This is a genomic window from Lacrimispora sphenoides, from assembly GCF_900105215.1.
Lineage (GTDB): Bacteria > Bacillota > Clostridia > Lachnospirales > Lachnospiraceae > Lacrimispora > Lacrimispora sphenoides_A.
Genome location: NZ_FOIP01000001.1, coordinates 2,604,191 through 2,621,985 on the forward strand (window position 1 = coordinate 2,604,191; position 17,795 = coordinate 2,621,985).

Consider the following 17,795-nt stretch of genomic DNA (forward strand, 5'->3'; position numbering starts at 1 on the left):
GTATGCGATGAGGCATAGAAAAAGGAGATTTTTATTCAGCACTGTTTGCACACTTGGTATATTGCTGACCGGTTTGGCAGGGGCGGCTCTGTTCTTTTGGATTCAGGAGAAAATCGAAGCGTCAAGGAAAAAGCCTGATGAGTTGTTTCTGGAATATGTGGAATGCCTTTCTAAGGCAGACTATACGGATATGTATGGGATGTTAGATGATCAGAGTCATCTTAATATCAGTGAAGAGGATTTTATTACCAGGCATAAAAATATCTACGAGGGGATTGAGTCTTCCGGAATAATCGCCCAGATCGGGCAGGTAGTGGAAAAAGACGGGGTAGCGGCGGTCAGCTACAATATGAGCCTTGACAGTATAGCAGGAGAAATAAACTTCAGCAATCAGGTAAAGTTCCGGAAGGAAAAGAAAAAAGGCTATCAGATGGTGTGGGACGACAGTGTGATCTTTCCGGAGCTGAGTCGTTCCGATAAGGTGAGAGTATCAACAGACAAGGCAAAGAGAGGAAGTGTTTTTGACAGGAACGGACTGCTTCTGGCAGGAAAAGGCACCGCTTCCTCCGTAGGTTTGGTACCCGGAAAAATGAGTGAGGATTCTGCCGGAGATCTGGAGACCCTTGGGAACCTTCTTGGGATATCTGCGGATGCAATCGGGAAGAAACTGTCGGCCAAGTGGGTGAAAGAAGATTCTTTTGTACCTTTAAAAACTATTAAAAAAGTGGATGAGTTAAATTTGAATTCCATGGAGCCCCGGGAGGACAATGTTAAAAATAAGGAATTCCAGGATGAACTTCTTGCAGTTCCGGGAGTCCTGATCACAGACACGGAAGTACGCTATTACCCATTGGGAGAGAGTGGAGCCCATCTGGTGGGATATGTTCAGAATGTGACGGCAGAGGATCTTGAAAAACATCCGGGTGAGGATTATCTATCGGACAGCGTGATCGGAAGAAACGGAATGGAGGCCTTGTTTGAGAAGGAACTGAAAGGGACCAATGGACGGACAATTACTATTGCTGATTCCGGCGGGACCGTTAAGAAAACCCTGGCTGCAAAGCCGAGAGTAGATGGAAAGGATATCACCCTGACCATTGACAGTAAACTTCAGGATGAGATTTATCAAGCATTCAAAGAGGATAAGAGCTGTACGGTCGCCATGAATCCTTTTACCGGCGAAGTGCTGGCCCTTGTCAGCACGCCATCCTACGATGACAATGATTTTATCCTTGGAATGTCCGAAGAAAAATGGGCTTCTTTAAATGGTGACGAAAGAAAGCCCATGTTCAACCGGTTCCGTCAGAGATTTGCTCCGGGATCTTCCTTTAAACCCATAACCGGTGCCATCGGGCTTACCACCGGAGCGATTGATCCTGACGAGGATTTTGGTAGAGAAGGGTTAAGCTGGAGAAAGGATGAAAGCTGGGGGAATTACTATGTCACCACCCTTCATGATTACAGCCCAGCGATACTGGAGAATGCATTTATTTATTCGGATAACATTTATTTTGCAAAGGCTGCATTAAAAATCGGCTATGATGATTTCATGTCCGGTTTGGATAAGCTGGGTTTTAATCAAGAGATTCCTTTTGATATTTCTGTAACAAAGTCTCAATACTCCAATACGGAACGGATCGAAACTGAGGTTCAGCTGGCTGACAGTGGATACGGACAGGGCCAGATGTTAGTGAATCCCATACACTTGGCGACGCTTTATACCATGTTTGCCAATCATGGAAACATCATAAAACCTTATCTTCAGTACAAAGCGGAGCCAAAGCCGGAAGTCTGGCTGCCGGGGGCATGTTCCCCGGAGATTGCAGACAGGATTCAGACTGCTCTCGGCAAGGTGATCAGTTCCGAACACGGGACCGGGCACGCGGCTTACCGAAATGATATTGAGCTTGCGGGAAAGACGGGAACGGCTGAGATCAAGGCATCAAAAGACGATAGAACGGGTACGGAGCTTGGCTGGTTTGCTGTCTATACTACAGATCCAAATCTTGAGACTCCTATTCTTCTTGTCAGTATGACGGAAGATGTGAAGGACCGGGGAGGGAGTGGATATGTGGTGAGAAAGGATAAAGCTATTTTAAATTCTTATATTCCAGGGGGGCAGTAAATAGAGGGCTGCCGATATGGTTTGAATTTAATATGCTAATTCTTTTCTTTAATTAAAAAACGTTTTTATTGTAAATATGATATCAAGAAATTATGCATAGATATACACGAGAAATCCCTAAGAACAAAATTAGGGATTTTTTTGTGTATGTTTATGCGTTTTTCTGTCTGGTTGGTGAGGGGATGTAATCTTGAATTTATAAAAAAGAACATATGTTCGAAAAAGTATTGACAACTGGATTCGATAGTATTATAATCCAGTTGTCGACAGAACAGAACATGTGTTCGAAAATGTAAGAAGAATAACGTAGGATCAGAGATTGTTTCGTGGCAATGTTTGTAACAGTTTAATGATCAGAGTTAACGTGTTTAGCGGTAAAATAACTAAAGAAATCAAAGAAGAAAAATTCAAATTAAAAGAGGAGAAATAATATGTCAAGTACAAATAAAACATCATTAGGATTAAATATGTGGGAAGCATCAAATAAGCCTGTAAGACAGGATTTTGTCAATGATAATGTTATTATTGATGAGAAAATTACTAAGTTAAATAGTGATTTAAATAATAAATGCTTAATTTAATCAACTGTAAGTATGCTACAGAACAAATATAAATTTATGCTATACGGAGCATATGCTGGATCTAGTTATTACAGGTAAAATAGGATTTTAAAAGTCTTATCTAATGGCATAGCAAAGTTGGACTACTCTGTGGATTAAATGATTATTTAAGTTATTTGAGTTCACGGAATACGTTATACTAGTTTGGTCTCACTGATGCTTAAAATGATCATTTACATCTAATAAGCACTAAAATTATATATATTCAGCACTTCCGGGATTCCACCGTCAACAGGCCGCAAAAACAGTATCACCAATCTCATTTACAAACGAATAGATATAACCAGCCTTATAAGTGCTTAATAGTACTGGAGCTACAACAGGTTTTAGTTTTTTGTTAATGTAAAAAAATGTAGTTTCATTTGCTAACCACTGACGGTGCAGTTATAGAAAGAAATATTAATCTGATCTCCTGATATACCTGAGCATTACGTTTATGGTCCTAAAAAACGCCTAATGTGTTAATGAAATTGGCCTTATACCATTTATATTATCGCTTACCGTTACTAAATTGCTATTTGTTGTAGCAATCTGATTCTGTAAATCACTATATTATTGAGTAGTGGACCAAAACGGCTCTATCTTTTACAATAATGTGGAAGGAGGGCTTTAACAAATGATAGAGCAGATTTTGGAAAAAGTAATCAATACTATGCTGCCGCACCTGGATAGTGGACAAATGGAGCAGTTGCATAATGCACTGTATATTAATTTTCACGGCGTGGAAGTAAGGGAAGAATGTTACGAGGTAGCAGAAACGGGCATTGACGGCGACACCTTAAAGGTCAAGATGTTCGTGGCAAGCAAAAAGGCAGTTAACCGACAGGAAAATACCTTAAAGCAATATACAACGGAGATCTGCAAGATGCTGGATTTCCTGGGGAAACGGATTGAGGACATTACCGCCATGGATCTCCGATATTATTATGGGGTCATGAGGGAGCAGCACGGCATTAAAATGACCACCATGCAGACAAGGCTGCATTATTTATCCAGCTTCTGGGATTTCCTCACTACAGAGGAGCTTGTGACCAGTAACCCGGTTAAGCGGGTAGGGATCCTGAAGCTGGCCAAGACCATCAAAAAGCCGTTTTCCCAGGAAGAAATGGAAGCACTTAGGGTTAATTGTACGGTACTGAGGGACCGTGCCTTAATGGAGTTTTTGTACAGTACAGGTGTCAGGGTGTCAGAGTTGGCGTTACTGAATGTTTGTGATATAGAAATGGGGCGGCAGGAGTTGATTGTATTTGGTAAGGGAAGTAAGGAAAGAAAGGTGTATTTGACGGATAATGCTAGGTTTTACTTAAAGAGATACCTTAAGGAGCGTATGAAGGAGGAGGGGATAACCGAGGAAGAATTGGTAAATAAGCCTTTATTTGCAACACTAGATCAGCCTCATGCTCGCCTAACTGTTGCCGGAATCCAATATATGTTTAGGCAGCTTGGGCGGCGTGCAGGTGTGAAGAAGGTCCATCCGCATCGTTTCCGAAGGACTATAGCTACTGATCTATTGAATAGAGGGATGCCGGTGGAGCAGGTGTCAAAACTTCTGGGACATGAAAAATTAGATACGACAATGATCTACTGCACTGTCCAGGAGGAAAATGTGAAAGAGTCTCACCGAAAGTTTGCATAAATAGCTGAAATGGATTGATTTTAAGTAGCTGGAAACGGATGCTTTATTAAGTTTACCCTTTTTCCAAACAAAAACTGGGAATAAAGTAATAAGGAGATATGAGAGATGGCTTAATAATATAGTGATTTAAGATCAGATTGCTACAAAAATAGCAATTTAGTAACGGTAAGCGATAATATAAATGGTATAAGGCCAATTTCATTAACCACATTAGGCGTTTTTTAGGACATAAACCGTAATGCTCAGGTATATCAGGAGATCAGATAATATTTCCTTTCTATAACTGCACCGTCAGTGGTATAGCAAATGAAACTACATTTTTTACATTAACAAAAAACTAAAACCTGTTGTAGCTCCAGTACTATTAAGCACTTATAAGGCTGGTTATATCTATTCGTTGTAAATGAGATTGTGATACTGTTTTTGCGGCCCGTTTGACGGTGAATCCCCGGAAGTGCTGAGATATATATAAATTTTAGCTGCTTATTAGATGATTAAATGATCATTTTAAGCATCAGTGAGACCAAACAGTAACGATATTCGGAACGAAAAAGTTGCTACAGCATTAAATCCAATCTGTATTGTAGTATCATCATAACGATGACAGTATAGTATCCGAAAGTCACTGCTATGCCGTTCCACGATAAGCAGGCTATTGGTGCACAATAGTCCGGTAGTTTTTACCTGTAATACCGAGATCGGCCAGCCTTATATGCATCCAAGTATTACGCCGTATTTAATGCGGCGATTTGTTTACTCGCTAGATACTTACAGTCCTGATTAAGGATTAATTTGCTGTTCAATATTTAAATCACTATTTACTTGAGTCAAACGGAACTGATACTCCTTCTTCCCCTCAATAGGAAAGAAGGAGTATCAATATAATAAATTATTTATTCTATCATAAAGTTTACCATTGGCAAAAAAAGAAATATGGCAAGAAACCACATGGTACTGAAACGGAAGATATCATAAACACGACGGGATGCAGGTGAGGAGTACCAGACAAAAAACTCCAAATACAATCAATTATGAAACAAAAACTAAAATTACCAATAGAAAATGAAAGGAGGAACTTATTATTTATGAACCGACCGGAATGTTTACATATCCCTACCCTCCACGAGGGAGAACAAGCACAAATCAGCTGGGGAGCGGTGGAAGCAGATAAAAATTATATTGCAGAACGGGTATTTAATGAATCTTTTTTACAGGCCCTGTCCGGATACACCTGGGATAATATTGACAGTACCAATGATCCATGGAGCATGTATGATCAGGATGCCCTCACCTGGCATCAAATCGAAACCAGAACAGGCAAAGGTCAGCACTGGGAACGCCTGGATTATGAGCAGTTAAGCTGGTCGCAGCTTGAGAACCATTCGCATACCTGGCAGCAGTTAGAAAGTCAGGAAATCAGTTTTGAAATATTTAAAGGTCCCGGCGATGAACGGCCCGGCATTGAGCAGGGGTGTACCTGGCTGGAACTGGACGAGCTTAATAAAACCTGGACTAGCCTAGAAAACTCCGGACATTCATGGGAAGAAGGGGAGAAAATGACGCTGCCTGGCCTCTCATGGGAGAGTATTGACTCCAGATGGCGGACGTTTAACGAATGGGAAGGAAAAGAATTGACCTTTCATGAACTGGATACACAGAAACAGATTGAAGAACACCGGGGAATGACAGATTTCATCCCAATTGGGGCATTAAACACAATGTACCGGATCAAAGCATATGATTCAAACGGTGATGAGTTTGATTATTTAGCAACAGCACAATTGCCGGTTATTCCTATATTTTACCGCAACAGCACCATGGAATACCCGGTAAAGACCGGCAAACGTTACTCAGTCCTGCTGAAAGCCCAGGAGGTCAGCGGTCTTGACAAGATCCGCATGAACCTCCGGTATGATCCATACTTACTGGAATTAACCAGTCTAGCAGCCGGCAGCCTAAGAAGCATAGCAGAACCAGGAAATTATCCGGAAGAAAATTTAAGAATATATTCCAGTATACCGGGAAAGCTGTGGTTTCAATCAACCAGACAGTTAAGTCAGAATGAATGCTTTAGCGGTTCCATTGCATTGGTAGAATTTATCGCCAAGGGAACTGGAAGTGCAGCAGTATCATTATTTTAAGATGAAGAAGGGATTAGATGAACGATAAAAAAATTATAGAGGACTATATAGATAAAAATGAATGGGAAGCGCCTGACACAAATGCGGATGAGGACGTATCAGGCGAAGTATCATCTGAAGCAGAAAGCCTGAAAATACGAGTTCGCCGGGCGGCACTATCTTCGGAGTATGAATTTATCGAAACAAAACAGTATCCGGAATCCCCATTTAACTACTTTGAAACAAATCAGGTAAATGCCCAGTTAAACACCGGCAATGTCCAATATGATACAACCGATTTTGTACTGCCCGGCAGGGATGGCTTCGATGTATCCATAGCCAGACGCTATGATTCCGGCTGTGCAAATTTAGTGGATATGGCTCCACATGTCCTCGGTTCAGTTATAAGAACAGGTTCTATAAATAACACATTTTATACCTCAACCTATGGACTAGGACACGGATGGTCCTTTGTTCTGCCGTCCATTGAGACTGTGCAGAATTTTGGTTGGACTTGGTGGCCCCAATTATCAACAACTCGCAGTTATGATTATATTCTACATCTTGAAGATGGAAGAAGTTTAAGAATGAACCGGGATTTCGACGTATTTGAAAATTATCATTTAAAAGATGTGGAAATTGATACCAAGTCAGGTGAGATTTGGCACCCTTATAAGGCGGATACTCCCAAATCTTATCATCTCATAATTAAATACAAGAATGGAAACAGGGATTATTTTAATTCTAATACAGGTGATGGTGACCGAAATATGGGCCGAGTAGATTTTAAATTGGTCGCCCGCCAGGATAGGTTTGGAAATACCATTTTTTATAATCTAAAGGGCTCCCAAGGTATGGAGATTGTGGACACCTGGGGGCGTACAATCACACTGAGTAGAACCAATGACGGATTTGTCTGGGAATTACCGGAAATTACGGCAGGAAATGCATGCAAAATTGCCTACCATATCAATAGGAAAGGTACTCAAACACTCACCGAAGTAATAGGCCCTGTAGGCAGCTTGACCGAGTATAACTACGAAACTTCCAGAGGTTATATGAAATGTGCCTCCTCTGGAGTAATAGGAAACGACCCCGGAACGCAATATCGCGAGTATCTGCTGCTAAAGAGCGTCACATACCCCAATCATGCCTCCACACAGTTTACCTATGACAGGAAAATTAGCATTAATAATAGTACTGGTGGATATATTGACCATTTTGCATTGACGATGAAAAAGGATATTGCTGACGGAGCCGAATACAACAAGGGAGAATATAACTACACGCTTGATTCTGAACTCCAAAATGGTAAGTATATCGAATATGCAAAAGTAACAAATCACCAGGACATTGTGGAAACCTATAAGTTCTATAGTGATGGGCAGCTAGATATAAAGGAGGTTAAGGATCATAATAACCTTATTTCAAAGAGCGATTATACATATAGCAATAAACTAATGATAAGAGCCATTGACCAGGTATTTGACAGAAACGATCAATCAAAATTTCTGAAAAAGGAAACCAACTGGACTTATTCCTCCGATCAAAAAGCAAATGTCATTAAGTTTAAGGAAACCTATACGGATGACCCTTCCAGTGATCAGGAAATCATTACAGAGTATGGAGACTACAGCCTCATTCTTAAAACAGAAAGAATAAATGGCACTGACCTGATCATAGAAAAAAATGAGCTTCATAAGGATTTAGGAAATAGGGTCATAAAATATCATCGGGTCTATGAAAATGGAGTCTTAAAAGAAAAGACAGAATATGATTATCAGGATAAGGCCAATCCCTATTGCGTGACCAACGAAAGAAAATACTTCCTGGCTGATAGCGGGAACCTGGAACAGTCAGGTGAATATGCGGAAACCATTTATAAATACAGTTCTCCATCTAGTACCGCCAGCAGATACACACATAACGTTATATCAAAAGAACAGACCGTCATCCGCGATGCAGACGGCAAACTCTGCGATCCAATCAAGGAAGAATTTCAATATGACAATTGGGGACGGATGGTCTACAAAAAGGATTCCAGGAATCAGGTAACTACCTATCGCTATGACGAACTGGGACGGTTTGTGGTAGAGACGCTCCCTCCGATAGACGGCAATCAGGCATTAAATGAAACCTATTATAATGACAGCTTAAACTTTATCACAACAACAGATGCAAATCACCAGAAAAGACGAATTCAATACACACCCTTTGGACAGATTCAGCAGGTCTGCCTAGCCGTATCCAAGGAACCGGCCACAGGTGATGTTGTGCTCCAGGATTTCCGGTATAATTCATGGGGAGAGCTGACAGAAGCGGTTACATATGATGGGAACGGCACAGCAGCGGATAATATAAGAAAAACTGAACGTTATTCCTACGATTCATTTGGCCGGGTGCTATCCTACACGATTCCACAAGTGGACTATGAGGAGAAGCATGAATACAATGAGGTATTTACCGATCCGGCGGATGGCATGAAATACTTTCGTGAGGTAAAAAAAGTCATAGGAGACGCCTTCGCTCCGGATATAGTGACAGAATGTTATAAAGACCAAAAAGACCAGGTTAGAAAGGAATTTTTAGCCGGAAAAAGGGTGTTTACCTACATATATGACAATGCAGGAAACAATATTAGTAAAATTGATGACAGGAACACAGAACGCTTTGAGTACGATTACGCAGGCCGTGTAGTAAAATCCATACGGACAGACTCCGGTCAGGAAAGAATTACCAGCATTCAATATGATGCATTAGGCAATAAACGCTTCCAATGGGATGAAGCTGGAAAGAGAACCGAATTCCAATACGATAAAGCAGGACGTCTTGTTCAAACCTTAGCGCCGTTTGACCACCGCAGCCAGAAAGTAAAATATTACTATGATGGAGCCGGTAATATCATATGTGAAAAGAAGACACAAAAAGATGGCTGGCAGGAGACTCAGTATGTGTATGATGCCAGGAACCGTTTGACTGATACCTACCAGTACCTAAGTCCGGGCAGTTGGATTAAGACTACCTGCCGGTATGATGCAATCAATCAGGTCATTCTAAGGAGAACTGGGGATACCCCATCCGGCCAAGGACGGGAGGTGACAAAATACACTTATGACCGCTTTGGAAATGTCACGGCAATGACGGATGCCCGTGGCTATACGGAATACTATGAGTTTGACAAAGCCGGAAGATTGCAGAAAAAAACGGACAGAAACAAGGACCAGACCGTTTATCAGCATGATGCCCTGGAACGACTGATAAAGGAAACCGTGCAAAAGAGAACTCCTGATGGAATGGCAGTCAGTGAGAGGGAGTACGCCTATGGTAAGAACGGCAAGCGGATTCGGGAAGTCAGCCGAGAATTCGTGGGAGGAAAACAAACCCTCCTCCTGGAGACGAAGTACCGTTACAATAATAAAGGACAGCTAACACGCCAGGAAGATCCCGGAAATGTAAGGAAAGATTATACTTATGACATATATGGAAACCGGCAGTCCTTTCAACTGATTTGTGAAGGAAAGGCAAGCCCGGAGGTCAGTATGTATTACGTGTATGGTGACTTATACCGTTTAAAGCAGGTAAGAAAAAGTAACGCTGCCGGGGTGATACTGGCAGAGTACGAATACGACGAAAAAGGCAACCGAAAAACCCTCCGCTATCCGCAATCCGGTATGGAAACCAGTTATAAGTATAATGACGGCAACCGGGTAATATCTTTAGAGAATAAACGGCAGGGAACTGTGATTACTGCATGGGAATACAGCTATGATGTAGATGGGAATATTCTAAGCAAAATTAATAAAGCCAATTCTGCCCCAGTCACCATATCATATCAATATGACCGGCTGGGCCGTCTGACAGAAGAAGACTATTCCGACTGGAAGCGGACGATTTATACCTATGATGCCTATTCCAACCGTATGAAAATGATGGTGGAAGGAAGAACAAAGGATGAGCTGGTCAGTGTTACCAGCTATGAGTATGGTTCGAACAACCGATTGGAAAAGGAGACAAAGAAGCAGGGGAAAACGACGGAAACTTATCGGTACCGTTATGATAATAATGGGAATGAGACCTTCCGGATTTGGGAGAAAACAGCGCCAACACCGGACTATCCTGGAAATGTCAAGTTATCGGGGAATTATCAAAAGGAGACTCCAACGGTTTATGAATGGAGACATTATGATGGATACAACCAGCTAATCCGAATCAATCAGGACGAGAAAGAGATTACCTACCAGTACCGGGGAGATGGCCTGCGCCATAGCGCCCAAGTGAGGAAACTCACTGAAAGCCAGGGAAAAACGAACCTGTATTGTTGGGATGGAAGCGATATTGTAGCGGAACAGGCGGACGGCGATAAAATGAAAACCTATTTAAGAGGAATCAATTTGATTGCCGGAGAAATAGACCATGTGGTATACTACTATATATTGAATGAACATGGGGATGTGACCCAGCTTTGGAGTCAAAACGGAACTTGTAAAGCCTCGTATGAGTATGATGCTTTTGGAACTGAGCGAAATCTAGATAAGGAGGATGATAATCCGTACCGGTATTGTGGCGAGTACTACGATTCGAGCAGTGGCACTTATTATCTCCGTAGTCGTTATTACGATCCAGTAACAGCTCGCTTTACAACAGAGGATAGTGTCCGTGCACGTAGGAAGAACATTTTTGATCCTTACGGAAATTATCAAGATATTCAGTTAAATGGTGGGGTATATGTTGATCGGACAAAAGGTCAATATATTGTAGATGATCCGCTTGGTTTGAACTTATATACCTATTGCCAAAATAATCCTATTATGTTCACTGATCCAAGTGGGCACGAAGTTACAAAGGATAAGCCGCCGACAGACAATGAAGGATATGTTGCCCCTAAAGGAGGGCCTGTACAAGGCAAAGATAAAAGCGGTAATAAAGGCTGGGTTGATAAGAATGGTAACATATGGGTACCAGTTCCTGATGGAAGTCCCAACGCTCATGGTGGTGGGCATTGGGATGTTCAACGGCCTGATGGAAAAGGATATGTTAACAAATACCCGGGTGGCGCTGAACGTAAGGGATCAGGCAAGGTGCCTAATTTACCTAAAGTTCCCAACAACAATGCAGTAAAAGCAGTTGCTACTGGGGTAGCGGTTGCAGCTGGAGGATTTTTAATCTGGACAGGCGTAAAATGGATTACTGCAGCTCTCGTAGCCGCGCCAACTGGGGGAGTAAGTTTAGTCGTTGCCGCTGTAACGCCATAAAATGGGAGGAGAATATTTTGAATAGCAATTTACACGTGGAATCAGTCAATGGAGCTGCTTTGGAAGCATTAAGTCAAAACGAGGTATATCAAGCCCAAACTCTTTTTAGGCAAAATGCTAAGAAAAATCCTTGCTTCATAACTTTCAATAATTTGGGAGTGTTTCATGTTTTTGAAGGTTTAGTAAAATCTAATAATAGTGTACATAGGGCAACAAAGTTGGGTGTAGGATACTTAAAAAAAGCTGAAGCATATCAAAAATCAAATCTTACATTATCGGCTTTTGGATCGGTATGTTTTGACGCTAAGGACTACGAAGAAGCAAGTGAGTATTTTAGACAAGCATGTGAATTAAAACCTGATTATGCTTCTCTATATAACTGTGGAGTGTCCTATTATATGCAAGGCAAATATGGTGAAGCGGTACAATGGTTTCAAAAAGCCTTTGCTATTTGTGGCGATGACGATTATTCTAAGGCGTCCGTACACTATGCTTTTTCATTGCTCTATAGCAATAGGAAAGAGTTTCTCGTAGCTTTTCATAAAATGTTTAAAGTTAAGGATGAAAGCATGGAATGGGAAAAGTTTATTTTGGCATATTTTGCTGACGATTTGCTAATGGCAGAAAGTCAAATCGAATCTATGTTAAAACACTTCAGCATCGACCTCCATGATATGGCAATTGTCTTTGACTGTTTACTTAAATTGGGTAAAGGAGAAAAAGCAACGGAATACTTGAAACAAAAAGTGGAGGCTTTGGAGGAAAGCGATTATAATATGCGACCTGAGATGAACCGAATGAAAAAGGCACTTTTTCAAGCTGACTATCGAGCAAAGTTGATTTCTGAGTATAGATATAAAATACCGCTTATTAAACAATGTTGTTATTACGGTTGTAAACAGCACAATCCCATCTAATTTAATATGGCAGCCGCCTTGGGATCAATCTCTTGGCGGCTGTTTTCATATAATGCTTTAAGAATCAAGTAAGTTAGAAAAGTCAATCGAAAGGTCTTGGATTTGGAGCAGCAACAGTGGGGCCTGCTGGAGTATCATGTTTGTGAGGAGCTTATATAAATTTAACGTGACATAAACATTAGTGTGCAATTTTTTAGTTTTGACACACTCCTATAGACGAAACGCTTTAACTACTTAACTTATTGGCATTGTCTGCAATACCAGCTACCGGTACAGTAACCTTTTTATGCTCATTGGCTATAAATATCTTCATCATTTAAAATAGCTAATGTAATTTTTCCTGCCGTGCTTCCATTCGCCTGAGTCCCGCCCTGAATGTTTGTCGCAAACACATAGGTTTCATTTCCGGTCTCCACAAAGCCGATGAACCAGCCGTTTACATTTTTCCCTTCCACAGTCCCGGTCCCGGTTTTCCCGTACAGGGAAGCACCATTGGAAGAAGAGAGGAGTAAGGACTCTTTTACCGCCTTTATATTCTCCTGTCTGAATGGAAGATCATCCTGATAGAACCGAGCTAAAAGCTTCACCTGCTCAACCGGTGAAATCTTTAACGAAGATTGGATCCAGTAACGCCCTATTCCGCCGGATAAGTCCTTGTTACCATATCCGATAGTATCTAAGTATTGCTTTAACCTAGGCAGCCCGGTCTTTTCATCCAGGGAAGTGAAATACCAGTTAACCGAACGCTTCATGGCAGTATCAAGAGTCTGGTCCTGGTTCCAGGCTTCAAAAGGGTAACTGGTCCCATCCCAGGAAAGCAGGGAGGCTTCCGGCGTTATGGTTCCAATTTCCAGAGCGGCTAAGGCACTGTAAATCTTATAAGTGGAATCCGGGGAAACCCTCCTTGTTCCGGCGTCACGATTATAGATGCAGTACTGTCCCGAATCTAAGCAATACAGAACAAAACAGCCATCGTATCCTTTGAAATAAGAGGATAAATCCAGCGTAGTTACATTTTCAGCCGTAAAGTCGTATTCTGTACCAGTGTAGGCATCTGCAGACAATACTGGAATACAACCCAGCACCAGTGCTGCAATCACAGTAAAAAGAATTCTACTTTTCACCACACGCCACCTGGATTCTTTGTGGTAACCGGCAATGTTCAGAATGCGCCTTTTTATCTCTTTCTTTGAGCCGCTGATACTGGCGGCGGAATAGGAAAATAAGGATATCTTTTCTGCAAAATTTATCAGCGTGCTTCCATAATCCAGATAGCTGTCCGAATCCAGGAGGGACAGGACTGATGAATCGCAGGCAATCTCCCGGTCGCTTCTCATTTCCTTAAAAGCAAACCAGACAAAGGGGTGGAACCAATAAATGATTTGTGCCAAAGCCATAAGCCTGTTTACCAGAAGGTCCTTGTGTTTGCAGTGTAAAGTCTCATGGAGAAGAATATACCGGATTTCCTTTTTGGAAAGCTCAGTAAGCATATTAATAGGAACAATGATGCAGGGATTCCATAATCCGGCCGCAATAGGAGAGGAGATATAAGCGCTGCTATAAATCGGTATTTCTTTTCTAACACCAGATTCATCCATACATGTTGCAAATAGTTCCCGTATCTCCTTATTCTGAAGTGGAAGAGAGGACCTTTTCAGCTGCCTGATTTTCCTGCTAGAATGGATATGAAAACCAGTCATTAATACCATGCCGGTGATCCAGATACCAGTTAAAACAGTTGGAAGTACCGGATGCGCTACACGGCTTACGGAAACAGAAAAATCCTGGAGAAAATATTCGGTGGCTGCCGCGGTCTTATAGGCAGCCCCTAAGGTACCTGCATGCTCAGGCGAAAAGGAGCCGCCCAAAAACCGCAGCAGCTTAAACGCATATCCAGGAAAAAGAAAAGAGCAGGGTAGAAATGGTGCAGCCAGCACAAACAGAAACAGGAACCACAGATTGTACCGGATTCTTGCAGTCAGCTGTTGGTTTAATAATTTCCTGACCAGCAGGATTGCGGCAAGCAAAATGGCCAGGACCACGCTGTTAAGACAAAGGCGTGTCATAAAAGAATCGAGCATAATCAGCGTTCCTCCTCTTGTCCGCCCAGAAGAAGCTTTCTCAGTTCTGCCAGGTCTTCGCTTGATACATAATCACTGTTTAAATAGTTGGTCACCATGCTTGATATCTTTCCGTTGTAGAAACGGTTTAAAAAATGATCATTTTCTTTCGTTAAATATTCTTTTTTTTCCACGAGCGGGGTATAGACGAAAACACGGCCTTCCTTCCGATAGGTGGCAGCACCCTTTTGAACCAGTCTTTTTAAGAGTGTGTGAATGGTCTTTGGGTTCCAGCTGGTGGTCTTCACCAGTTTGTCCGTCACTTCGTTGGTACTGATGGGGGCATCATTCCATAGCACCTTCATTACCTCATATTCTGCTTCGGATATTTGCGGCAGTTGATTCATATGCGGTCTCCTGTTCTTACAATTGTAATAATACTATTATAAGAGCACGATGCAGGCATGTCAATGAGTTCTATGACTCTGTCTATTTGCAATCAGCGAAACATTAAAAATATAAACAGATTTTAAACATGGGACCGTCGGATATTGCATTTACTTAACAGCCATTTTTCCGTAAAATGAAACCATAAACAAACAAGGGAGGTTTAAGGGATGAAATTAAGGAGATTAAGCGGCATACTGTTGGCAGGGCTGATGGCGGCTGGAACGCTGGCCGGATGTTCAGGGTCCAAAACAGATGCCACAACAGCGGCAGCAGGCGGACAGACGGCTGCTCAGACAGAAGCGGAAAAGACTCAGTCAGCAAGTGGGGAAAAAACTGTCATTAAGGTCTGGTCCAAAGACCGGCACGACGCCACCTATGTTCAGAAAAAGGTAGACGAATACAATGCAAGTAACACGGATAATATTCAGATAGATTATCAGCTCTATACGGATAATTATGTGCAGGCCATTGATATGGCGGTACAAAGCGGGGAACTCCCTGATATTTTGGTACAGCAGGATCAGATGTTTGATAAATATGTAAACGAGGGTCAGTGGGCAGATTTTTATGATTACATGGATTCTGATATGAAAGAATATTTTAAATCTGTGGTTTATCCCGGTTACAACGAACTGGATGGAAAGCTGTATTTCATCCCAACCACCGGAACTACCTGCCGTCTTTTCTATAACAAAGAAATCTTTGACCGTGTAGGGATTACGGAACCACCAAAAACACTGGAAGAGGTGGTGGAGTATGCTAAAAAAATCAATACGGAATTATCCAAAGAAGGAATTTATGGATTTGCAGAAAATATGAAAAGTGCCAGCTCAGGCTTGCAGCGTTCCATGTGCGTCGGCCTGGATCGAGAGACCGGTCTGGTACGTGGATACGACTTCGTAAAGGGAGAGTACGACTTTTCACAGTGGGCAGATACTTTGAAGCTTTGGAAGGAACTGCTGTCCGACGAATGTGCGTTTCCTGGATGTGAATCACTGGATATCGATCCCTTAAGAACTCAGTTTGCAGCCGGCAAGATTGGTATGTATATGTCTTACAGCCATGCAGAGCCAGGGGTATACCAGAATCAGTTCCCTATGGATTCCTCTAAATGGGACTGCGTACCCATTCCAACCGTTGGCGGAAAAGCCACAGGAAAACAGTATTTTACCGGTACAGGAAGTTATGTTTTAAATGCAAAAAGTCCTAACGTGGATAAAGCATTTAAGGTTTATAAGGATATCTTTGCAAATGAAGATTATTTAATCGGATACTACGAAGGTGGATTTGGCGTAAGCATTCTTCCAAGTGTTATTGAAAAGGCAAAGCCAGGTAAAGATTTCCAGGATAAAAAATGGCTGCTCATCAGTGATATTGATGCCCTCCTTCCTAAGCCTCCTCACACTGCCTTCGCATCTGGTATGGTGGTGGAAGGTGAAGATATGTTTAAAACCTGCGAATCTATTTATTATGGAGACGCGGATATAGATTCTACCTTAAAGGATCTGACAGACCGTTACAATAAAGCGTATCAGGAAGCAGTGAAAAATGGAAGCGGTCATGAAGTAAAGATTGAAAACTATGACCCGATGAATCCAACTTTACAGTAATATTGAAAGAGGGGCGCAAAATCAGCGAGGCCCCTCTTTCTTTGAAAAGAAAGGAGTATGCAGATGAAAGACTGGAATAGCAAAAGTGCCTTGCGGGGAAGTAAGATTGTGAAAAAAAACCTGCAGGCCTATTCATTTATGCTTCCCAACTTGATTTTGTTCACCGTCTGTTCCTTATATCCGGTGGTGTGGACTTTGAAATATGTATTTTTCCAGTATGGGGGATATGGAACAGGAGTACCGAGATTTGTCGGCCTTGCAAATTTCGCCCGGGTGTTCCGGGATAAAGTTTATTGGGAAAGTGTGATCCATACTTTTACATACGGTTTCGGGAAGGTGGTTTTTATCATTCCTCTGGCCTTTTTTCTGGCATTTCTCTTAAATCAGCAAAAACGGGGGAATGGCGCGGCCCAGAGCATTGTATTTTTGCCTACCATTATGAGCTCCGCCGTCATGGGTCTGGTGTTTTATCTTTTATTCAATGCCTACAATGGTGAGGTCAATAAGTATTTAATGACGGCAGGTCTGATACAAAAACCCATAAACTGGCTGGGGAAAGAACATGCCATGAAAACCCTGATCCTGACAGCGGTCTGGGGCGGTGTGGGGAATTACATGGTATATTTTATAGCCGGAATCCAGCAGGTATCCGGGGAAGCAATCGAAAGCGCCAGGATCGACGGGGCCGGCAAGATCCAGACCATCTGGTACATCATCATTCCAATGCTGGGCCCCATATTAAAGATTATACTTATGCTGGCGATCACCTCTGCGTTTCACGACATTACCAATGTGATGGTATTAACTGAGGGCGGCCCCACCAATGCTACCATGGTCATGTCCCTGTACGGATACCGTTACTTCTTCCCCATTTCAGCGGCTGAAGCCACGGTTCCCCAATATGGCTACGGTGCTGCGGTCAGCGTCATATCCGCAGTGATCGCTGGTATGGTAACCGTAGGTTATCTGCGAATATCTAAAAAACTGGATGAAATTTATTAAGGA

10 protein-coding genes are annotated in these 17,795 nt (G+C 42.1%); 8 read left to right on the forward strand and 2 right to left on the reverse strand.

The window, feature by feature from the left end:
- The first annotated feature begins 7 nt into the window (after positions 1-7).
- The 6 genes from BMW45_RS11845 (at position 8) to BMW45_RS11865 (ending at position 12,670) form a co-directional block, all read left to right on the forward strand.
- On the forward strand, positions 8-2,125 hold the full coding sequence (locus BMW45_RS11845; RefSeq protein ID WP_092243723.1) for a penicillin-binding transpeptidase domain-containing protein: 2,118 nt from the start codon (positions 8-10) through the stop codon (positions 2,123-2,125).
- A gap of 431 nt (positions 2,126-2,556) precedes the next feature.
- The gene (locus tag BMW45_RS27815) at positions 2,557-2,706 is read left to right on the forward strand and encodes a hypothetical protein (RefSeq protein ID WP_166433334.1); all 150 of its coding nucleotides are present in this window, start codon (positions 2,557-2,559) and stop codon (positions 2,704-2,706) included.
- A gap of 655 nt (positions 2,707-3,361) precedes the next feature.
- Entirely contained in the window at positions 3,362-4,381 is a 1,020-nt protein-coding gene (locus BMW45_RS11850) for a tyrosine-type recombinase/integrase (protein ID WP_092243726.1), read from the forward strand.
- Positions 4,382-5,466: 1,085 nt separating this feature from the next.
- Complete coding sequence (locus BMW45_RS11855; RefSeq protein ID WP_092243729.1) at positions 5,467-6,522, forward strand: cohesin domain-containing protein; 1,056 nt, start codon at positions 5,467-5,469, stop codon at positions 6,520-6,522.
- A 17-nt stretch (positions 6,523-6,539) separates the two neighbouring features.
- Positions 6,540-11,753 (forward strand): RHS repeat-associated core domain-containing protein, encoded by a 5,214-nt coding sequence (locus tag BMW45_RS11860; RefSeq protein WP_092243732.1) that lies wholly within the window; start codon positions 6,540-6,542, stop codon positions 11,751-11,753.
- Between the two features lie 17 nt (positions 11,754-11,770).
- Positions 11,771-12,670 carry a tetratricopeptide repeat protein gene (locus BMW45_RS11865; RefSeq protein WP_166433335.1) on the forward strand — a complete coding sequence of 300 codons (900 nt, stop codon included), beginning with the start codon at positions 11,771-11,773 and terminating at the stop codon, positions 12,668-12,670.
- A 290-nt stretch (positions 12,671-12,960) separates the two neighbouring features.
- On the opposite strand, the gene BMW45_RS11870 is transcribed toward BMW45_RS11865, so the two are convergent.
- Positions 12,961-14,751 (reverse strand): BlaR1 family beta-lactam sensor/signal transducer, encoded by a 1,791-nt coding sequence (locus BMW45_RS11870; protein WP_092243738.1) that lies wholly within the window; start codon positions 14,749-14,751, stop codon positions 12,961-12,963.
- A gap of 2 nt (positions 14,752-14,753) precedes the next feature.
- Entirely contained in the window at positions 14,754-15,137 is a 384-nt protein-coding gene (locus BMW45_RS11875; RefSeq protein WP_092243741.1) for a BlaI/MecI/CopY family transcriptional regulator, read from the reverse strand.
- Positions 15,138-15,347: 210 nt separating this feature from the next.
- On the opposite strand from BMW45_RS11875, the gene BMW45_RS11880 reads away from it, so the two are divergent.
- Complete coding sequence (locus tag BMW45_RS11880; protein ID WP_092243744.1) at positions 15,348-16,790, forward strand: ABC transporter substrate-binding protein; 1,443 nt, start codon at positions 15,348-15,350, stop codon at positions 16,788-16,790.
- 63 nt (positions 16,791-16,853) lie between these two features.
- Positions 16,854-17,792, forward strand: a complete 939-nt coding sequence (locus tag BMW45_RS11885) for a carbohydrate ABC transporter permease (protein ID WP_092243747.1) — start codon at positions 16,854-16,856, stop codon at positions 17,790-17,792.
- Positions 17,793-17,795: the final 3 nt, after the last annotated feature.

Bases quoted from the DNA above. Each gene is read 5' to 3' on its own strand.
- BMW45_RS11845 (WP_092243723.1), top strand. From the start codon at position 8: ATGAGGCATAGAAAAAGGAGATTTTTATTCAGCACTGTTTGCACACTT.
- BMW45_RS27815 (WP_166433334.1), top strand. From the start codon at position 2,557: ATGTCAAGTACAAATAAAACATCATTAGGATTAAATATGTGGGAAGCA.
- BMW45_RS11850 (WP_092243726.1), top strand. From the start codon at position 3,362: ATGATAGAGCAGATTTTGGAAAAAGTAATCAATACTATGCTGCCGCAC.
- BMW45_RS11855 (WP_092243729.1), top strand. From the start codon at position 5,467: ATGAACCGACCGGAATGTTTACATATCCCTACCCTCCACGAGGGAGAA.
- BMW45_RS11860 (WP_092243732.1), top strand. From the start codon at position 6,540: ATGAACGATAAAAAAATTATAGAGGACTATATAGATAAAAATGAATGG.
- BMW45_RS11870 (WP_092243738.1), bottom strand. From the start codon at position 14,751: ATGCTCGATTCTTTTATGACACGCCTTTGTCTTAACAGCGTGGTCCTG.
- BMW45_RS11875 (WP_092243741.1), bottom strand. From the start codon at position 15,137: ATGAATCAACTGCCGCAAATATCCGAAGCAGAATATGAGGTAATGAAG.
- BMW45_RS11880 (WP_092243744.1), top strand. From the start codon at position 15,348: ATGAAATTAAGGAGATTAAGCGGCATACTGTTGGCAGGGCTGATGGCG.
- BMW45_RS11885 (WP_092243747.1), top strand. From the start codon at position 16,854: ATGAAAGACTGGAATAGCAAAAGTGCCTTGCGGGGAAGTAAGATTGTG.